Origin of the sequence: Micromonospora sp. WMMA1976, from assembly GCF_027497335.1 — a bacterium.
Taxonomy (GTDB): domain Bacteria; phylum Actinomycetota; class Actinomycetes; order Mycobacteriales; family Micromonosporaceae; genus Micromonospora; species Micromonospora aurantiaca.
The window spans coordinates 4,699,945-4,716,755 of record NZ_CP114912.1 but is presented as its reverse complement, the minus strand read 5'-3'; the positions used below and the strand labels follow the sequence as shown (position 1 = coordinate 4,716,755).

The 16,811-nt window shown below is 72.0% G+C and carries 16 protein-coding genes and 2 tRNA genes; 11 read left to right on the top strand and 7 right to left on the bottom strand.

Features of this window, described 5'->3' with window-relative positions:
* The first annotated feature begins 4 nt into the window (after positions 1-4).
* Together O7546_RS21590 and O7546_RS21585 are read left to right on the top strand one after the other, a co-directional pair.
* On the top strand, positions 5-2,113 hold the full coding sequence (locus O7546_RS21590; RefSeq protein WP_269697457.1) for a ThuA domain-containing protein: 2,109 nt from the start codon (positions 5-7) through the stop codon (positions 2,111-2,113).
* Between the two features lie 174 nt (positions 2,114-2,287).
* Complete coding sequence (locus O7546_RS21585) at positions 2,288-3,295, top strand: sugar phosphate isomerase/epimerase family protein (protein WP_194802288.1); 1,008 nt, start codon at positions 2,288-2,290, stop codon at positions 3,293-3,295.
* Positions 3,296-3,430: 135 nt separating this feature from the next.
* On the opposite strand, the gene O7546_RS21580 is transcribed toward O7546_RS21585, so the two are convergent.
* Together O7546_RS21580 and O7546_RS21575 are read right to left on the bottom strand one after the other, a co-directional pair.
* Positions 3,431-4,615 carry an ROK family transcriptional regulator gene (locus O7546_RS21580; RefSeq protein ID WP_281599992.1) on the bottom strand — a complete coding sequence of 395 codons (1,185 nt, stop codon included), beginning with the start codon at positions 4,613-4,615 and terminating at the stop codon, positions 3,431-3,433.
* A 96-nt stretch (positions 4,616-4,711) separates the two neighbouring features.
* Complete coding sequence (locus O7546_RS21575) at positions 4,712-5,098, bottom strand: hypothetical protein (protein WP_135241524.1); 387 nt, start codon at positions 5,096-5,098, stop codon at positions 4,712-4,714.
* Positions 5,099-5,367: 269 nt separating this feature from the next.
* On the opposite strand from O7546_RS21575, the gene O7546_RS21570 reads away from it, so the two are divergent.
* The 5 genes from O7546_RS21570 (at position 5,368) to O7546_RS21550 (ending at position 9,731) form a co-directional block, all read left to right on the top strand.
* Positions 5,368-5,440, top strand: a tRNA-Asn gene (locus O7546_RS21570).
* A 178-nt stretch (positions 5,441-5,618) separates the two neighbouring features.
* The gene (locus O7546_RS21565; RefSeq protein ID WP_281599991.1) at positions 5,619-7,754 is read left to right on the top strand and encodes an MMPL family transporter; all 2,136 of its coding nucleotides are present in this window, start codon (positions 5,619-5,621) and stop codon (positions 7,752-7,754) included.
* The gene (locus O7546_RS21560; RefSeq protein WP_281599990.1) at positions 7,747-8,982 is read left to right on the top strand and encodes an FAD-dependent oxidoreductase; all 1,236 of its coding nucleotides are present in this window, start codon (positions 7,747-7,749) and stop codon (positions 8,980-8,982) included. The genes O7546_RS21565 and O7546_RS21560 overlap by 8 nt, the downstream gene beginning before the upstream one ends.
* A 120-nt stretch (positions 8,983-9,102) precedes the next feature.
* Positions 9,103-9,179, top strand: a tRNA-Ile gene (locus O7546_RS21555).
* A gap of 168 nt (positions 9,180-9,347) precedes the next feature.
* Complete coding sequence (locus O7546_RS21550) at positions 9,348-9,731, top strand: hypothetical protein (protein ID WP_269697454.1); 384 nt, start codon at positions 9,348-9,350, stop codon at positions 9,729-9,731.
* 170 nt (positions 9,732-9,901) lie between these two features.
* Here O7546_RS21550 and O7546_RS21545 read toward each other — a convergent pair whose 3' ends face one another.
* The 3 genes from O7546_RS21545 to O7546_RS21535 form a co-directional block, all read right to left on the bottom strand.
* Entirely contained in the window at positions 9,902-10,576 is a 675-nt protein-coding gene (locus tag O7546_RS21545) for an HAD family hydrolase (RefSeq protein ID WP_194802284.1), read from the bottom strand.
* Positions 10,577-10,622: 46 nt separating this feature from the next.
* Positions 10,623-11,300, bottom strand: coding sequence for a hypothetical protein (locus O7546_RS21540; protein ID WP_194802283.1), 678 nt, complete (start codon positions 11,298-11,300; stop codon positions 10,623-10,625).
* A 118-nt stretch (positions 11,301-11,418) separates the two neighbouring features.
* Positions 11,419-11,850 carry a hypothetical protein gene (locus O7546_RS21535; protein WP_194802282.1) on the bottom strand — a complete coding sequence of 144 codons (432 nt, stop codon included), beginning with the start codon at positions 11,848-11,850 and terminating at the stop codon, positions 11,419-11,421.
* Between the two features lie 586 nt (positions 11,851-12,436).
* On the opposite strand from O7546_RS21535, the gene O7546_RS21530 reads away from it, so the two are divergent.
* The gene (locus O7546_RS21530; RefSeq protein WP_269697452.1) at positions 12,437-12,877 is read left to right on the top strand and encodes a hypothetical protein; all 441 of its coding nucleotides are present in this window, start codon (positions 12,437-12,439) and stop codon (positions 12,875-12,877) included.
* A 131-nt stretch (positions 12,878-13,008) separates the two neighbouring features.
* On the opposite strand, the gene O7546_RS21525 is transcribed toward O7546_RS21530, so the two are convergent.
* Positions 13,009-13,800 carry an AAC(3) family N-acetyltransferase gene (locus O7546_RS21525; protein ID WP_194802280.1) on the bottom strand — a complete coding sequence of 264 codons (792 nt, stop codon included), beginning with the start codon at positions 13,798-13,800 and terminating at the stop codon, positions 13,009-13,011.
* A gap of 108 nt (positions 13,801-13,908) precedes the next feature.
* On the opposite strand from O7546_RS21525, the gene O7546_RS21520 reads away from it, so the two are divergent.
* The 3 genes from O7546_RS21520 (at position 13,909) to O7546_RS21510 (ending at position 15,589) form a co-directional block, all read left to right on the top strand.
* Complete coding sequence (locus O7546_RS21520) at positions 13,909-14,415, top strand: SigE family RNA polymerase sigma factor (RefSeq protein WP_194802279.1); 507 nt, start codon at positions 13,909-13,911, stop codon at positions 14,413-14,415.
* Complete coding sequence (locus O7546_RS21515; RefSeq protein ID WP_269697451.1) at positions 14,412-14,879, top strand: hypothetical protein; 468 nt, start codon at positions 14,412-14,414, stop codon at positions 14,877-14,879. Before O7546_RS21520 ends, O7546_RS21515 begins: the two co-directional genes overlap by 4 nt.
* Positions 14,880-15,004: 125 nt before the next feature.
* Complete coding sequence (locus tag O7546_RS21510; protein WP_194802278.1) at positions 15,005-15,589, top strand: GNAT family N-acetyltransferase; 585 nt, start codon at positions 15,005-15,007, stop codon at positions 15,587-15,589.
* A 5-nt stretch (positions 15,590-15,594) separates the two neighbouring features.
* Here the strand turns inward: O7546_RS21510 and O7546_RS21505 are convergent, their stop codons facing one another.
* Complete coding sequence (locus tag O7546_RS21505; RefSeq protein ID WP_194802277.1) at positions 15,595-16,782, bottom strand: FUSC family protein; 1,188 nt, start codon at positions 16,780-16,782, stop codon at positions 15,595-15,597.
* Positions 16,783-16,811: the final 29 nt, after the last annotated feature.

The following is a 16,811-nucleotide window of genomic DNA, read 5'->3' as shown; positions in this document are numbered from 1 at the left end:
CCAGATGAAACTCGTGCGCACCGCGCTGGCGGCGGTGACCGCCGTCCTCGCCACCATCGCCTGCACCGTCCCCGCGAGCCCGGCCGCCGCCGCCGACGCCCCCTACGACGTGCTCGTCTTCTCCAAGACCGCCGGCTTCCGCCACGACTCCATCGCGGTCGGCACGCAGGCGGTACGGGAGCTGGGCGCGGCGAACAACTTCACAGTCACCGCGACCGAGGACGCCGCCCAGTTCACCACCGCCAACCTGGCCCGCTTCGAGGCGGTGATCTTCCTCAACACCACTGGGGACGTTCTCAACGCCACCCAGCAGTCGGCGTTCGAGGCGTACATCGGCGCCGGCGGCGGGTACGTCGGCGTGCACTCCGCCGCCGACACCGAGTACGACTGGCCGTTCTACGGCAACCTGGTCGGCGCCTGGTTCGCGTCCCACCCGGCCATCCAGCCGGCCACCGTGACGGTGGAGGACCGGGCCCACGCCGCCACCGCGCACCTGCCGCAGCGGTGGAACCGCACCGACGAGTGGTACGACTACCGCACCAACGCCCGCTCCACCGCGCACGTGCTGGCCAGCCTCGACGAGTCCACGTACTCCGGGGGTTCGATGGGCGGCGACCACCCGCACGCCTGGTGCAAGACGTACAGCGGCGGCCGGTCCTTCTACACCGGCGGCGGCCACACCCAGGCGTCGTACGCCGACGCGGCGTTCCGGTCGCACCTGCTCGGCGGCATCCGCTACGCCGCCGGGCGTACGAAGGCGGACTGCCGGCCGGAGACCGGCTACACCGCGCTCTACAACGGCGGCACCACCGGCTGGTCGCAGGCCGGGCCGGGCAGCTTCACAAACGCCGACGCCACGCTCACCTCGGTCGGCGGCATGGGCCTCTACTGGTACAGCGCGAAGCAGTTCACCGACTACTCGTTGAAGCTGGACTGGCGGCTGGCCGGTGACGACAACTCGGGCGTGTTCGTCGGCTTCCCGCCGTCGAGCGACCCGAACTCGGCGGTGAACAACGGCTACGAGATCCAGATCGACCCCACCGACGCAGCCGACCGGACCACCGGCGCGATCTACGGTTTCAAGTCCGCCGACCTGGCGGCCCGGGACGCGGCGCTGAACCCGGCGGGGGAGTGGAACACCTACGAGATCCTGGTGGAGGGGGAGCGGCTCCAGGTCTTCCTCAACGGCGTCCGGATCAACGACTTCACCAACACCGACCCGGCCCGGTCGCTCGCCGGGCACGTCGGTATCCAGAACCACGGCACCGGCGACGACGTGTCGTTCCGCAACATCCGGATCAAGGAGCTCGGCGGCACGCCGCCGCCGACCGGCAACACCACCGTCCAGGCCGAGGCGTTCGGTTCGGCGAGCGGCGTCAGCGCGTACCCCAAGGCCGGTGCCAACGGCGGCCAGACCCTGGGGTACGTGGATCCGGGCGACTGGGCCGCGTACCCGGGGCTGGACCTGACCGCTGTGACGTCGCTGCGCGCCCGGGTGGTCTCCGGTGGCCCGGGCGGCACGCTCCAGGTGCGGACCGGCTCGCCGACCGGCCCGGTGCTCGGCCAGGTGGCGGTGCCGAACACCGGTAGCTGGACCACGTTCGCCGACGTGAGCACCGCGCTCACCGGAGTGCCGTCCGGTACGCAGACGGTGCACCTGACGTTCACCGGCAGCGGCTCCGGGCTGTTCGACGTCGACGACTTCACACTGGTCCGCGGCACCGCGAGCGGTGGCACCGGCCCGATCCGGGGCCTGGCCGGCAAGTGCCTGGACGTGCGCAACGGGTCGTCGGCCGACGGCACCCAGATCCAGCTCTACACCTGCAACGGCTCGACGGCGCAGTCGTGGACGGTGACGCCGAACGGGCCGGTGAAGGCACTGGGCAAGTGCCTGGACGTGTCGGGTGGCGGCAACGCCAACGGTACGAAGATCCAGCTCTACACGTGCAACGGCACCGGCGCGCAGACCTGGTCGGCGCAGGCGGACGGCACGGTGCGTAACCCGCAGTCCGGCAAGTGCCTGGACGTGTCCGGCAACAACTCGGCCGACGGCACTGCGGTGCACCTGTGGACCTGCACGGGTGCGGCGAACCAGCGCTGGACCCTGCCCTGACGGAGGCCATAGAGTGGAGGCGGCGACCGCGAGGTGGCCGGTGACCCGGCGGGAGGCGCAACCCGTCCGGGAGCAGACGCTCCGGCGTCCACCGGTGCCCACGCGACCGCCGCCTCCGGTCGTCCTCGCCCCGGTCCGTGACGGAATCCCCCATCACCACAGGGGAGAAGGACAATGGCGCGACCCATCACGCTCTTCACCGGCCAGTGGGCCGATCTGCCGTTCGACGAGGTCTGCCGGCTCGCCGCCGAGTGGGGCTACGACGGGCTGGAGATCGCCTGCTGGGGCGACCACTTCGAGGTGGACAAGGCGCTCGCCGACGACTCGTACGTGGAGCGCAAGCGGGCCACCCTGGCCAAGCACAACCTCCAGGTGTTCGCCGTCTCCAACCACCTGGTCGGCCAGGCGGTCTGCGACCACCCGATCGACGAGCGGCACCAGGACATCCTGCCGGCCCGGATCTGGGGCGACGGCGAGCCGGAGGGGGTGCGGCAGCGGGCCGCCGAGGAGATCAAGGACACCGCGCGGGCGGCGGCGAAGCTCGGCGTCCGCACAGTCGTCGGCTTCACCGGTTCGTCGATCTGGCACACCGTGGCGATGTTCCCGCCGGTGCCGCCGGCCATGATCGAGCGCGGCTACCAGGACTTCGCCGACCGGTGGAACCCGATCCTGGACGTGTTCGACGAGGTGGGCGTGCGGTTCGCGCACGAGGTGCACCCCAGCGAGATCGCCTACGACTACTGGACCACCAAGCGCACGCTGGAGGCGATCGGGCACCGGGAGGCGTTCGGGCTCAACTGGGACCCGTCGCACTTCGTCTGGCAGGAGCTGGACCCGGTGAACTTCATCTTCGACTTCGCCGACCGGATCTACCACGTGGACTGCAAGGACGCGAAGGTCCGCACCGGCGACGGGCGGCGCGGCCGGCTCTCCTCCCACCTGCCCTGGGCCGACCTGCGGCGCGGCTGGGACTTCGTCTCCACCGGCCACGGCGACGTGCCGTGGGAGGACTGCTTCCGGGCGCTCAACGCGATCGGCTACGACGGCCCGATCTCGGTCGAGTGGGAGGACGCCGGCATGGACCGCCTGGTGGGCGCGCCGGAGGCGCTCCAGTTCGTCCGCCGCCTGGCCTTCGACGCCCCCACGGCAGCTTTCGACGCCGCCTTCAGCAGCCGCGACTGACCCTCCTTCCGCGCGCGCGATCTTGCACTTGCGGCCCACGTGATGCCGCTTATGCCCGTTTCGGGAGGGCCGCAAGTGCAAGATCGGCGGCGCGGAGGGTGGGGTGGAGGGCGGGGCGGGGGGTGGGGGGTGGGGCTAGCGGGCGGCGTAGGTCTGGGTGCTTACCAGGTGGGCCGCGCCGATCAGGCCGGCGGTGTCGCCGAGGTCGGACAGGACGATCGGCATGCTGCCGGTGGCCAGCGGCGTGGACCGCCGGTAGACCACGCCCCGGATCTCGGCGAGCAGGACCGGCCCGATCCCGGCCGGCGCACCGCCGATGATCACGATGGCCGGGTTGACGAAGCTGACCAGCCCGACCAGCACCCGCCCGAGCCGGCGGGCGGCGTCGCGCACCAGCGTCTGCGCCGCCGGGTCCCCCTCGGTTGCCGCCGCCGCCACGTCGGCCACCGACAGCGTCCCGGCCGCGACCAGCCGGTCCGCCAGCGCCGTCGAGCGGCCGGCCCGCGCGGCGGTCACCGCCTCCCGCACCAGGGCGACATCCCCGCAGTACGCCTCGACGCACCCGTTGTTGCCGCAGCCGCAGAGCGGCCCGTCCTCGGCGAGCTGGAAGTGGCCGATGTCGCCCGCCCCGCTGGCCGCGCCCCGGTACAGCGCGCCGGCGAGCACCAGCCCGCAGCCGATCGCCTCGCCAAGCTTGACGTAGAGGAAGTCGTCGAACGGCCGGCCGGTGCCCGCGTGCCGCTCGCCGAGGGCCATCGCGTTGGCGTCGTTGTCCACCTGCACCGGGCAGCCCAGCTCGGCGGCGAGCGTGTCGCGTACCGGGAAGCGGTGCCAGCCGGGCAGGGCCGGCGCGGACACCGGCGAGCCGTCGCGGACCTCGACCGGCGCGGGGAGCGCCACGCCGACGCCGGTGAGCGACGTCAGTCCCGCCTCGACGCGCAGCTTGCCGAGCAGTTCGACGATGCGCCCGACCACCACGTCCGGCCCGAGCCGGACGTCCACCGGCTCGTCGTGCCGGGCCAGCGGGTTCAGCTCGCCGTCGGTGAGCGCGACCCGCAGGACACCGTCGCCGACGAGCGCCGCGCCGAACCGGACCTGCGCGCCGATGCGCAGCAGCGACGAGCGGCGTCCGCCCCGGGACGCGGCCGGCCCGGCGGTCTCCACCAGGCCGAGCGTGGTCAGCCGGTCGACCTCGGCGGCGAACCGTGCCCGGGGCAGGCCGAGGAGGTCGGCCAGTTCGACCCGGGAGCGTGGGCCGTCGTCGCGCAGCAGGCGCAGCAGTCGCGCCTGATCCGCCGTCTCCGGTCCGACCATCGGCATGTGGTCACCTCCCCAGGGAGAATGTGCCACACCGCCGCCCGCGCACACGGGAGCGGGCCGGTCACCCGGAGGTGACCGGCCCGCTGTCCGCTTGCGTCAGAGCGTGTTGCCGGTGCTGGACGGCTTGGTGCTCGTGCCGGTGGTGGTCGAGCCGGACGCGCTGGTCGAGCCCGTCCCGTTGGCGCTGCGGCTGCCGACCGCGGCCGGCGTGCCGGCGAACGGCTTGTCGGCGTCGGTCATGCCCGGCTTGCCGCCGTTGGTGGCGAGCTTCTCACCGAGCTTGGTCTGCCCCAGCTTGTCCTTGCCCTCCGAGTAGAGCCGGTTCGCCTGGGCCTGCGCGACCCCGGCCGCCTCCTGGACGGTCGGGTGGTCGAGCACCTTGCGCCCGCGGACCACCAGCTCCTCGTACTTCTCCCGGCCGGCACGGGCGCCCAGGACGAATCCCGCAGCCAGCCCGCCAAGAAACATGATCTTTCCGCGCATGGCGGCTCCTTCCGTACCTGACGCTCTCGCCGGTTTCCCGCCAGCTCGGCGGAACGACCGTCTCGCGCCTGCGTTCTCTGTCGACGGCTAACTACCCATCTTGCTCTCCGCTCATGCCTCCCTGTGCCGAGATGACGATTTGTCCGGAATCCTGGCGCGTCAGCCGGTCCGGTCCTCCTCCGGTAACCCCCTGGCGCACCACCCCCCGATGTCCTGTACTCTTGTCCCCGTCGCACGGAGCGGAGAGATCCGAACCGAGCGGTGCACGGTCCCCTGTAGCTCAATTGGCAGAGCAGCCGGCTGTTAACCGGCAGGTTATTGGTTCGAGTCCAATCGGGGGAGCTTCGCTCCACTTCACGCCCGTCGGTAGATCCGGCGGGCGTTCGTCGTTCCTGCCTCCCCTCGCGCGTGCCCGGCTGCCCGGTTTCCGCCCGCGAGGCCTCGTTCGCCCGGCAGGATGGTCGGCGTCGACTTAGACTCCCGCTGCGTCGATTGATGCGTCGATTCGAGGACGGTGGAGATGGCCGCAGGACGCAGCCGCTGGACCGCGACGCTGATCGCGGTGGCGGTGGTGCTGGGCTGGCTGATCGTCGGCGGCATCGCCGGTCCGTACTCCGGCAAGCTCGGCGAGGTCTCCACGAACGACAACGCCTCCTTCCTGCCGGCCGACGCCGAGGCCACCCGGGCGCAGGACCTGGCCGGCGGATTCGTCGACCGGGAAACCACCCCGGCCCTCGTGGTCTACGAACGACCCGGCGGTCTCACCCCCGCCGACCAGCAGCGCATCCAGGCCGACGCGGCCCGCTTCGCCGAGGTGCCGGGCGTGGTCGGCCCGCTGCCGCCACCGGTCGTCAGCCAGGACGAGCAGGCCGCCCAGGTGATCGTGCCGATCGACAGCGCCGAGGGCGAACAGATCCGGTCCGTGGTGGAACGCCTGCGTGACATCGCCGGCCCGGACCGCGACGGGCTCACCGTCGACGTGGCCGGACCCGCCGGGCTGCTCGGCGACCTGATCGAGGTGTTCAGTGCGATCGACGGGCCGCTGCTGCTGGTCACGCTGACAGTGGTGCTGGTCATCCTGCTCGTCGTCTACCGCAGCCCGGTCCTCTGGATCTTCCCGCTGCTGGCTGCCGGGATGTCGTACTCGCTCGCCGCCGTCTTCGTCTACCTGCTCGCCGACCACGACATCGTCAAGCTCAACGGGCAGGCACAGGGCATCCTCACCGTGCTCGTCTTCGGCGCCGGCACCGACTACGCGCTGCTGCTCATCGCCCGCTACCGGGAGGAACTGCACCGGCACGAGCGCCCCTGGGACGCGATGCGGACCGCCTGGAAGGGCGCCGCCCCGGCCATCGTCGCCTCCGGCGCCACAGTCATCGTCAGCCTGCTCTGCCTGCTGCTGTCCAGCCTCAACTCCAACCGCGCGCTCGGCCCGGTCAGCGCCGTCGGCATCGCCGCCACGCTGCTGGTGATGCTCACCTTCCTGCCCGCGCTGCTGGTCCTCGGCGGCCGCTGGGCGTTCTGGCCCCGGCGACCCCGGTACGACCAGGCCGACCCGCGCGCCGAACACGGCATCTGGGCGCGGATCGCCGGCTTCGTGGCGCGCCGCGCGCGTACCGTGTGGGTGGTCACCGCCGTGGTGCTCGCCGCCCTCGCGATCGGGCTGACCCAGCTCGGCGCCACCACGCTCGGCCAGTCCCAGCTGTTCACCCAGCGCACCGACTCGGTGGCCGGGCAGGAGGTCATCGACAGGCACTTCCCGGCCGGCACCGGCAGCCCCGCCACCATCTTCACCACCCAGGACACCGCGCGGCAGGTCGCCCAGGTGGCGCAGGGCGTACCTGGCGTCGCCTCGGTGCTGCCGCTCGGCGAGCGGGGCGAGAACGCGCCGCCCGACCCGGACGCGCCCCCGAAGGTGGTCGACGGGCGGGTGCAGCTCAACGTCACGCTCGCCGACCCGCCGGACAGCAACGGCGCCGAACGCACCATCCGCGACCTGCGCGAAGCGGTGCACCGGGTACCCGGAGCCGACGCCGTGGTCGGCGGCTTCACCGCGATCAACGTGGACACCGCCGACGCCTCGGTACGCGACCGCGACGTCATCATCCCGGTGGTGCTGCTCGTCATCGCGGTCATCCTGGCCCTGCTGCTGCGCGCCCTCGTCGCACCGGTGTTGCTGATCGCCACAGTGGTGCTGTCGTTCCTGGCCACGCTGGGCCTGTGCGCGCTGCTGTTCCGGTACGTCTTCGACTTCCCCGGCGTCGACCAGTCCTTCCCGCTGTTCGCGTTCGTCTTCCTGGTCGCGCTCGGCATCGACTACAACATCTTCCTGATGAGCCGGGTCCGCGAGGAGTCGGTCCGCCGCGGCACCCGCGCCGGTGTGCTCGCCGGACTGGCCGTCACCGGCGGCGTCATCACCTCCGCCGGCATCGTGCTCGCCGCCACGTTCTCCGCGCTCGCCGTGCTGCCGCTCGTGGTGCTCGTCGAGCTGGGCGTGGCGGTAGCCGTCGGCGTCCTGCTGGACACCATCGTGGTCCGCTCGCTGCTGGTGCCCGCGCTCGCGTACGACATCGGGCCGAAGGTCTGGTGGCCGGGCCGGTTGTCGCGGTCGCACCCCGAGGGCGACCGAGCCGGGGCGGGGGTGGACCGTGCCTGACACGGACGTGGTGGTCGTCGGCGGCGGCCTGGCCGGTCTCGCCGCCGCCCGGCGGCTGCACCGCGCCGGCGTGCCGTGGCGGCTGTTGGAGGCGGGCGACCGGCTCGGCGGGCGGGTCGCCACCGACCGGGTCGACGGGTTCCTGCTGGACCGGGGCTTTCAGGTGCTCAACGCCGCGTACCCGCGACTCACCGGCCTGGTCGACGTCGGCGCGCTCGGGATGGGCTGGTTCACGCCCGGCGTGCTGGTACGCCGTGGCGACCGGCTGGAACGCCTGGTCAACCCGCTGCGCGAACCGACCGGCGCGCCCGGCACGCTCACCGCCGGCATCGGCTCACTGACCGACCGGTTGCGGTTCGCCGCGCTCGCCGCCGGCTACGCCACGGTGCCGGTCGGGCGGCTGCTCGGCACACCCGAGACCAGCGCCGAGACGGCGCTGCGCCGGGCCGGGCTCTCCGACGGGATCATCGAGGAACTGCTCCGGCCGTTCCTGTCCGGCGTGCTGCTCGACCGCGAGCTGGCCACCTCCAGCCACGTCCTCGCGGTCATCATGCGCTCCTTCGCCCGGGGCCGGATCGGCCTGCCCGCGAACGGCATGGCGGCGCTGCCGACGGCGCTCGCCGCGCCGCTGCCCGCCGAGCTGATCGAGCTGAACACCCCGGTCACCGAGGTCGCACCCGGCCGGGTCCGCACCCCGTCCGGCGAGATCACCTGCCGCGCCGTCGTGGTCGCCGCCGACCCGCCCGCGGCGGCCACGCTGCTGCCAGGGCTGCCGAGGGTACGCATGCACGCCTACACCACCTACTACCACCGCACCGGCACGGCACCGCTGGACGAGCCGATCCTGCTGCTCGACGGCGACCGGCGGGAAATGATCGCCAACACGGTGGTGGTGAGCCGGGCCGCGCCCACCTATGCCCCCGACGGCCAGCACCTGGTCGCCACCTCGGTGGTCGGCCCGCAGGCCCCGCCCGAACCGGTGATCCGGCGCGAACTGGACCGCCTCTACGGCCGCTCCACCGCCGACTGGACCCACCTCACCACAGTCGCCGTGCCGGAGGCGCTCCCGGCCGCACCGCCACCACAGGGCCGGCTGCGCAAGCCGGTGGCGCTCGGCGACGGCCTGTACGTGGCAGGCGACCACCGCGACAGCCCGTCCATCCAGGGGGCGCTCGCCAGCGGGTGGCGTACGGTCGGCGCGGTCCTCGCGGACTTGCGGCGCGGGTGAGCCGCCGACGGGTAGCGCGTTGTTATCCTCGCGTTGCCCATCGTGCTGTCGCGGCCGTGTTTCCGCCCGGTAGGTGGTGGTCCGCGCAGCGATCGGCGGGTTACGATCCGGCGCGGTCACGGGGCGGTAGCTCAGCCGGTTAGAGCAGGGGACTCATAATCCCTCGGTCGCGGGTTCGAACCCCGCCCGCCCCACCACCTGTTTTCCCTGGTCAGTGCTGCTGCCGACGTACGTGCCGAACACCGCCCGCCCGTTCACCTCGCAAGTTCGCCAACTGATCTGCCACACCACAGTGATCACGGTGGATCGGTGCATTCGGTCGTTGCTTACGATCGCCATGATTCGCGACAGGGCGGGAGTGTGGGATGAGCCTCGACATCGCGGTGTGGATACCGGACGACGACGCCTACGCCGGCCGGAACGTCGTCGCGGATCCGCCGGGCACCAGCACTGGAGTGGGAGCTGAGAGCTTCCGCCATGAGCTGTGGGGTTCCGCAGCCGCTCGGCGTCTCGGCGCGATGATCCTGCCGCAACTCGCTGACATCACGGTCGAGAACCGTGGGAATCTCCAGGTCCCGCCCGGCCGGCTCGACGCCTTCGAGCAGGAGTGCGTACTCCTGGCGGAGAACGTCGAGCAACTGTCCGCCGCGACTGGATACGACGCGGATCGCATCCTCCATTACCTGACCAACATGCAGCACGCTGTGGAGCGCGCCAAGGCGGTACGCGGCGGCATCATCATCTGGTAGCGGCATCAGAGACGGCCGGCTGGGCGGCCGCGCCCCTGATTTCGCAGATGAAGGGACAGGTAGCCCTCGCGACGCTTCTCACCGGCTGCACGAGCGACGCGTCACACGAAGGTCTCTGCCGAGGGACCAACTTCGCAAGAAGTTTCCCCTGAGTGCCGGCGACAGACCTGTCAGGACGCAACCTGGGCAAGCCTGAGCACGTGTTCGAAGCCGCGTTTCTGCGTCGGTGACTCCACCATTGGCAGGATCAGCGCCGGTATGCCGGCGGCAACCGATCCGCCGTCGCCGGTGGGATGATCACCGACCATCAGGGTCTGGCCCGGTACGGCATGGAGGGCTTCGAGGGCGACGCCCCAGATCCGAGGGTCCGGTTTGACGAAGCCGACCTCGTACGACAGGACGAACGCATCGACATGGCCGTCGAGTCCGTGCCGCGCGAAGCATTTGCGGATGTCCCAGCCGACGTTGCTGACGACGCCGATGCGAACACCGCTGTCACGCAGTGCGGACAGGGTGGCGACGGTGTCGGCGTACGGCTCGATCGCTTCGGCGTGTGTTTCGTGCATGACCGATGCCAGCGCCCGGTCCACCCCAGGAATCTGCTCCAACACGGTGAGGATCGCCCGATCCCAGACTCGCGGATCCAGATCCCGGGCGATGTGGGCCGGATCCGTGGCCGTCTTCCGCAACAGTTCCGCGAAGTCGCCGGCAATGCGGTGTTCCTCGCCGACAGCCAATGTCCGGCCGATCGATGCCGCCGCGTTGCCCACCCAGCGTTCCGAGTCCCTGGCGAACAGAGTCCAGGCGAAGTCGAACAGTACCGTCGTCACGGGCTTGGCGGCCATCGCATCACCCTAGATAAATACGATGAGTTCTGTGGGCTCAGCCGAGCTACCAGTACCTGCCGCAGTCCGGCTCGAGCTTGTCGACCGCGCTCTCCAGGTCGCCCGTGTCGCTCGCCACCTTCACGATCGCTTCCGCATGTTCGAGCTTGGGCTTGATCGAGCGGACTTCGACGCCCTTCAGGCCTGCGGCCACGGCGAGCGACCTGAATTTGCTCCGCAGCGTACGGTCGGTCTGCTCGCCGGCCACCCGGTTCGCCACCGCCTCGAGGTTGACCAATCGGGTGGACGCCTCTGCCCGGGCGTTGACGAGCTCGGCCTCCACTGTCGAGCTGGAGGCGACCCCGACCAGGATGATCAGGCCGGCGATGGCCTTCTCCAACGGACCCTTGACGGCGGTGCAGGCCGCCTTGTTGTTGCCGGCGGTGGCCACTTGCGTGGCCTTCTTGGTAGTGGTCGGAGCTGCGGGGGCCGTCGAGGATCGCGGGGTGCCCGAGGACCGGGGGGGCGGCGAGGTCTCGGGTGCACGGGTCGGTGTGGCCGTCGCCATCGTGGGCGTGGGGATGGGCGACTCCGCAGCGCTGGGTGACTCCGTGGAAGCGCTCGCCGCCACGGCGGTGGGCGTGCCCGGCATCTCGTCGGCGCGGCCACACGCCGAGGCGGTGAGCAGCATCGCAGCGACCGCCGCACAGAGCCCGAACCGTCGTACCGTCACGTCGTGTCCCATCTCGCGATCTTGCGGGAGCGTGACGATACATGGCGGACGCAGTGGCGACCATCAACCGGCTGGGCCGGCCGCCCGGGGCAATCACTTCTTCGCTGTAGCAGTAGGCCGTCCGTCCCGGTCATTCGGCTGGGGTGCGAGTGGAACTCGGCCAGCCGGGCCGCTGAACCGCCCCTCTGCATGTCCATCTGAGGTCGAGAGCGTTGCTCTGAAGCTCCAGGACCACTGAGGGATCGTGCGCCCTCGTCGCTTCGACCTTGTCGGCCTTCTTCAGGAGCACCGAACCCTTGAAGTCGAAACCATCGACGCCGGACCGCTTTGCCGCTTCGGCGATCGGGCGCATCGTCGCCGGTTCGCCGTGGGTGCCGTTCTTCACCACCTCGTTGATCTGCTCGCACACCCAGGCGGCCAGGGCGACGCCCTCCAGGGCGGGATGCGAGGCGGGGGCCGTGGTGCCACCCGACGAGGGCTCCGGCGCGGGGCTGTCGCCCTGGCAGCCTGACGCGGCGAGGACCACGGCGACGGCGAGAAACGCGGGGTGTATGCGAAGCACCGGCAGATGATAGATGGTCTTCGCTGACGGCCGTCGCCTGTCTTCCCGATCGCAACTCGCGTCGGCATGCTAGCCGGATGGAGAACCTGCACGCGTCGGCGTCGCGCGTTGCCGTCGCCGACCACTGAGGTGACCAGGTCGTAGAAGCCCGGCTTGGCATCGGGGGACCGATCACGATCGTGCTGACGGGACGCTCGCCGGAACCGGCCGCCGGCCGGACCGGTGTCGCCGTAAAGGTGACCAGCCCGGGCACCGCCGAAGCGGCCTTCAGGTCGTCCACCGTGCCGTACGGGCCCGCGAGCTGCGCGGTCAACTCGACCTGCGACGAGGTGGAGCCCGGCTCGACCGTCCACTGCACGGTCAGGGTCTGGCCCGGGTGGTAGGGCTTGTCGACGTCCAGGTCCGTACAGCAGGTGTATGCCGGCGGCGGCACCATCTCGGCGGTTCGGCGCCGCAGGCAGCCAGCAACGGCACGGCGAGGCAGCTGAGGAGGCGCAGGCGCGGCGAGTTCATGCGCAGGATCGTAGGCGGGGTCCGCCGCTGCGAGGGGGCGACGGACAGATGCACCGCGGCCTATGGTTGCCGCGTGAACAGACGCCTGTGGGTGGTGTCGGCACTGGCCGCGACCGCGCTGCTCGCCGTGCCGGTGACCGTCGTCGGCGTCCACGTGACCCACCCTCGGAACGAGGACGGATACCTGGCGCACCTGAAGCAGTACGGCGACCGGCAGAACGACAGGCCGCTGGCGGTGTTGCCGCCGACCGCGGATCTGGTCGCCGAGGGCGACGCGGCGTGCGACTGGTTGCGCGAACAGCCGTACGCGCTGTGGCGGCACGATCCGGAGTACCGCGAGCTTGTCGTCTACGAGCGCTACGTCCGGCAGGTCGAGAACCACCTGCCGGCCTGGGGCGACGAGCTGCCCGACCGGCGATCGGTGACGGGAGCCGCGTGGACCCACCTGTGCCCGGCGGAGTGGGAACTACGCCAGCCCCGCCGTAACCCCTTCGCCCCCAAACCGCCGGACTGAACGCGCGGCCCGTCGTACCCGGTGCCCTCGTCCGCATCGATCTTGGAGTTGTGGCACCTCGTAAAAGCCGCGTGCGGGACATCCGAGGCGCCACAACTCCAAGATCGCCGAAGAACCCGCGCGGCGGGCGGTCAGCGCCCGCGGTTCGTGGCCATCCAGGCGGTGGCGAAGTCGACCAGGGTGCGCTGGGACATCAGCCGGGCCGTCGCGGTGCCCACCCGGCCGATCGTCGCGCCGTCTGTCGCCTCGAAGTCGGCGCCCAGCCGGTCGAAATCGTCCTCGTCGGTGACGACGTCTGTCCACGTGGTCCACCGGCTCGTGCCGTCCGGCAGCCGTACCGCCGAGCCCGTCATCGCCCGCGGCGGTGACGCCTGCCGCCACTCCGCCAGGTGCAGCGAGGTGTTGGAGCTGTGGTCGCAGCCGAGCAGCAGCACCCTGCCGTCGAGCCGGTACACCGCACCGAGCGGGGAGTGCTCGCCCAGCGCGTCGTCGAGGCGGTGCCCCGCCACGATGTCGGCGGCGTGCGCGCCGAGCGCGGCGAAGGACACCTGCGGATGGTCGCTGCGGCGGGCGCCGGGCCAGGTGCGTACCGTCTCGGCGACGGCGCCCATCCACCGGCTCGGCGTGCGCGCGGGGTCGAAGCCGGGGGTGTGCTCGCGGATGACGGGCCACCACGCCTCCGGTACGGGCGGATGCCGCCACCCGGCCGGGTCCGTGTTGTCCGGGGTGTGTGTCGGCACGACGAGGGTGCCCTCCGGCCCGAGCGCCGCCAGCAGCGCCAGCACCACCGCCTCGGTGCCGCCGGCGACGAACCCGAGACTCCGGTACGACGAGTGCAGCAGCAGAACGTCACCCGGGACGATGCCGAGCGCGCGCAGGTCGTACGCGATCGAGGTGACGGTGTGCGGTGCGGCCTGGTCCACGCGGCGCAGTGTAGGCGGAACCGCCGCACCGCATTCTCGCCGATCCCGGGATAGCGGCGGTGCCCTCCGGCGTCTGTCACTGGTGAACGAGAAAACGAGGGTGGTGCGGTGGACGAGGACGAACGGGCGGTGCTGGCCGAGTTCGTGGCGAGCCGTGCGCCGGCGCTGATACGGGTCGCCTACCTGCTCACCGGTGACCGCAGCAGTGCCGAGGATCTGTTCCAGTCGGCGCTGTCGAAGGTCATCCCGAAGTGGCGGAGCATCCGGCACGCCGACCCGGAGGGCTACCTCCGTGCCGTCATGTACCGGGAGCAGGTGAGCTGGTGGCGGCGGTTGCGTCGTCGCCGGGAGTCACCGGTCGGGCTGCACGAGCCGGTGGTGGCCGACCCGGCCGGCGGTACGGATCTGCGGCTGGCGTTGCGGACGGCGCTGTGGCAGTTGCCGCCGGCGCAGCGCACCGTCGTGGTCCTGCGCTACTACGAGGACCTGCCGGAGGCCCGGGTCGCCGAACTGCTCGGCTGCTCGGTCGGGACGGTGCGCAGCCGGACCCACCGGGCGGTCAGCCGACTGCGTCAGATCCTGCCGGACAGCGAGCTTCTGGAGATGCGGCGATGAGTGATCCGTTCGAAGGTCTGCTCCGCGCCACCCTCACCGACATCGCCGAGGAGGCACCGACTGTGCAGGACTCATTGACCAGGGCGGAACGGCGGGTGCGTAACCGTCGACGCAACACGGTGGCGGCAGGTGCGGCGGGCGTCCTGGCGGTGCTGGTGATCGGGGCGCCGTTCGCCTACGCCAGCCGGGACGACGACCCGGTGATTTCGCCGCAGCCGGGCACGAGCGCCCCGCAGCCGGACCGCACCGAGCCGGTTCCGCCCCCGCCGGGCCTGGCGTCGCCCGTCCCTGTCGGCCCGGACGGCCGGCGGATGCCGGACGGCGCGGACCCGACTCGCCCGGGCGCACCGTCGCCCGTCCCGGTTGACCCGGACCCGAGCATGCCGGCCAGTCCGGTACCGGCTTCGCCGGGCGTGCGGTCGGACAACCCCGTCGGCCCGTCGCCGAGCCCCGTCAGGCGCTGATCGACGCGCACGATCCGATCGGATCGGTGCCGAGAGCTGGGTCCGCGCCGATGGTGGCGGGCCCAGCTCTGCTGCCGATCTGAACCGGATTGACACGCGGGGCGGTCCGCGGGGGAGAGTCGGGCATGAGCTTTCCGCTGTCGACGCCATCCGCCGTACCCGCCGGCACGCTCACCACCGGCCCGCAACCCACGCTGTTCGCTACCGACGGCCTGGTCCTGCGCCCCTGGGAGGACGGGGACGCGCCCGCCGTCCTGGCCGCCTACCAGGATCCGGAGATCCGCCGCTGGCACACCCGCCGGCCCACGTCGCCGGAGCAGGTCCTCCGGTGGTTCGCCCACTTCCGTCGTGCCTGGCAGGAGGAGACGGGCGCGAGCTGGGCGGTGACCCGAGGCGACGAGGTGGTGGGCCGTATGACGTTGGGCGGCTTCAACCTCGACGACGGCGAGGCCGCGTGCGCGTACTGGGTGGTTCCGGCCGCCCGTGGCGCGGGCGTGGCCTCCGGTGCGCTGCGGGCGCTGAGCGCGTGGGCGCTCGGCGACGGCCGGCTGCACCGGCTGTGGCTGGACCACTCGACCGGCAACGTCGCGTCGTGCCGGGTGGCGATCAAGGCCGGGTTCCGGCTGGAGGGCACCAAGCGCAGCGCTGCAGTGCACCACGACGGACGGCACGACATGCATCTGCACGCCCGCGTCCGCGAGGACGACTGACCGGCTCACGACTGCGCGGCGGCGACCTCCCGGATGCGCCGCAGCGCCTCCGCCCGGTCCATCCCGGTCGCCTGGAGGATGTCGCTCGCGGCGGTCCGGACCTGCCCCACGATCACCGTGCCGGACAGCCCGGTCCCGGCCAGCTCCGCGCGCGTCGCCGCCGCCACCGCACGCAGCGCGTGGCGGCGGGCGTCCTCCGGGCCCTGGCCGGCGAGAACCTCCTCCTGTACGGCGTGCACTGCCGCACTGAGCGCCTCCACGGCGTCCGGCAGGCTCTCCGGTATCGGCTCCCCGTCCTCGATCAGCACGACGGCCCGCCGGGCCAGCACGCGGGTGTTCCAGACCGCCTGGTCCACGTCCGGCGCGCTGAGCTGGTAGTGCCGGACGGAACGCCGCCTCGGCCACCGCGCCGGGGCGAGGTCGACGGTCTCCTTCGCGCCGCCGAAGACGTCCCAGAACCGGCCCAGGTCCGCGCCGATCGCCTGCGACCGGCTCAGCGCCCGGTCGGCCAGGTCGTGGTCGCGTCGCCGTAGCGCGGCGGCGGTCGCGGCGAGCTGGCCGGCGAGTTGCCGCAGCGTCGGCGCGGCCACCCGCCGCACGACCCGCAGCGGGTTGATCGGCACCAGCAGCAGTGTCACCACCAGTCCCACGCCGCCGCCGATCAGCGCGTCGACGAAGCGGGGGAACTCCAGCGTGTGCCGGGAGGAGGAGAGCGCGCCGAGCAGCACCGCCGTACCGCTGGCGTTGCCCACGATCCCGCCCCGCGTACTCAGTGCCAGCGCGACCAGGACGGACGCCGCGACGATCACGCCGGTCTGCCACACGCCGGCGCCGACGGCGCCGATCAGCAGGTCCGACACGATGATGCCGAGCGTCACCCCGGCGAGCAGCTCAACCGTGTTGGAAAGGCGTCGCCCGAACGACGAGGTGATCACCGCGACCGCGGCGGCCGGGGCGAAGATCGGGCTCGGCATGCCGGTGAGCCAGCGCGCGGCGGCCCAGGCCAGCGCCGCCGCCAGTCCGGCCTGCACGGCGAGTACGGACTTGATCCGCAACTGTTGCATCCGGTCCCGCCCGGCGGCCCGGCCGCGCTCGTTCACGCGCTCCCACGCCTCGTCGAACCGTTCCGCGTCCAGGCCGGCGCGCCGCGACGACCCCCGCCGGCCGCCGCGCCCCTCCCGCTGCCCGGTCACCGCCGGCGGCTACCCGCAAAAGCCGCCGC

Bases quoted from the DNA above. Each gene is read 5' to 3' on its own strand.
- O7546_RS21545 (WP_194802284.1), bottom strand. From the start codon at position 10,576: ATGGCCGCCAAGCCCGTGACGACGGTACTGTTCGACTTCGCCTGGACT.
- O7546_RS21580 (WP_281599992.1), bottom strand. From the start codon at position 4,615: ATGCCGATGGTCGGACCGGAGACGGCGGATCAGGCGCGACTGCTGCGC.
- O7546_RS21550 (WP_269697454.1), top strand. From the start codon at position 9,348: ATGAGCCTCGACATCGCGGTGTGGATACCGGACGACGACGCCTACGCC.
- O7546_RS21590 (WP_269697457.1), top strand. From the start codon at position 5: ATGAAACTCGTGCGCACCGCGCTGGCGGCGGTGACCGCCGTCCTCGCC.
- O7546_RS21540 (WP_194802283.1), bottom strand. From the start codon at position 11,300: ATGGGACACGACGTGACGGTACGACGGTTCGGGCTCTGTGCGGCGGTC.
- O7546_RS21565 (WP_281599991.1), top strand. From the start codon at position 5,619: ATGGCCGCAGGACGCAGCCGCTGGACCGCGACGCTGATCGCGGTGGCG.
- O7546_RS21585 (WP_194802288.1), top strand. From the start codon at position 2,288: ATGGCGCGACCCATCACGCTCTTCACCGGCCAGTGGGCCGATCTGCCG.
- O7546_RS21510 (WP_194802278.1), top strand. From the start codon at position 15,005: ATGAGCTTTCCGCTGTCGACGCCATCCGCCGTACCCGCCGGCACGCTC.
- O7546_RS21515 (WP_269697451.1), top strand. From the start codon at position 14,412: ATGAGTGATCCGTTCGAAGGTCTGCTCCGCGCCACCCTCACCGACATC.
- O7546_RS21575 (WP_135241524.1), bottom strand. From the start codon at position 5,098: ATGCGCGGAAAGATCATGTTTCTTGGCGGGCTGGCTGCGGGATTCGTC.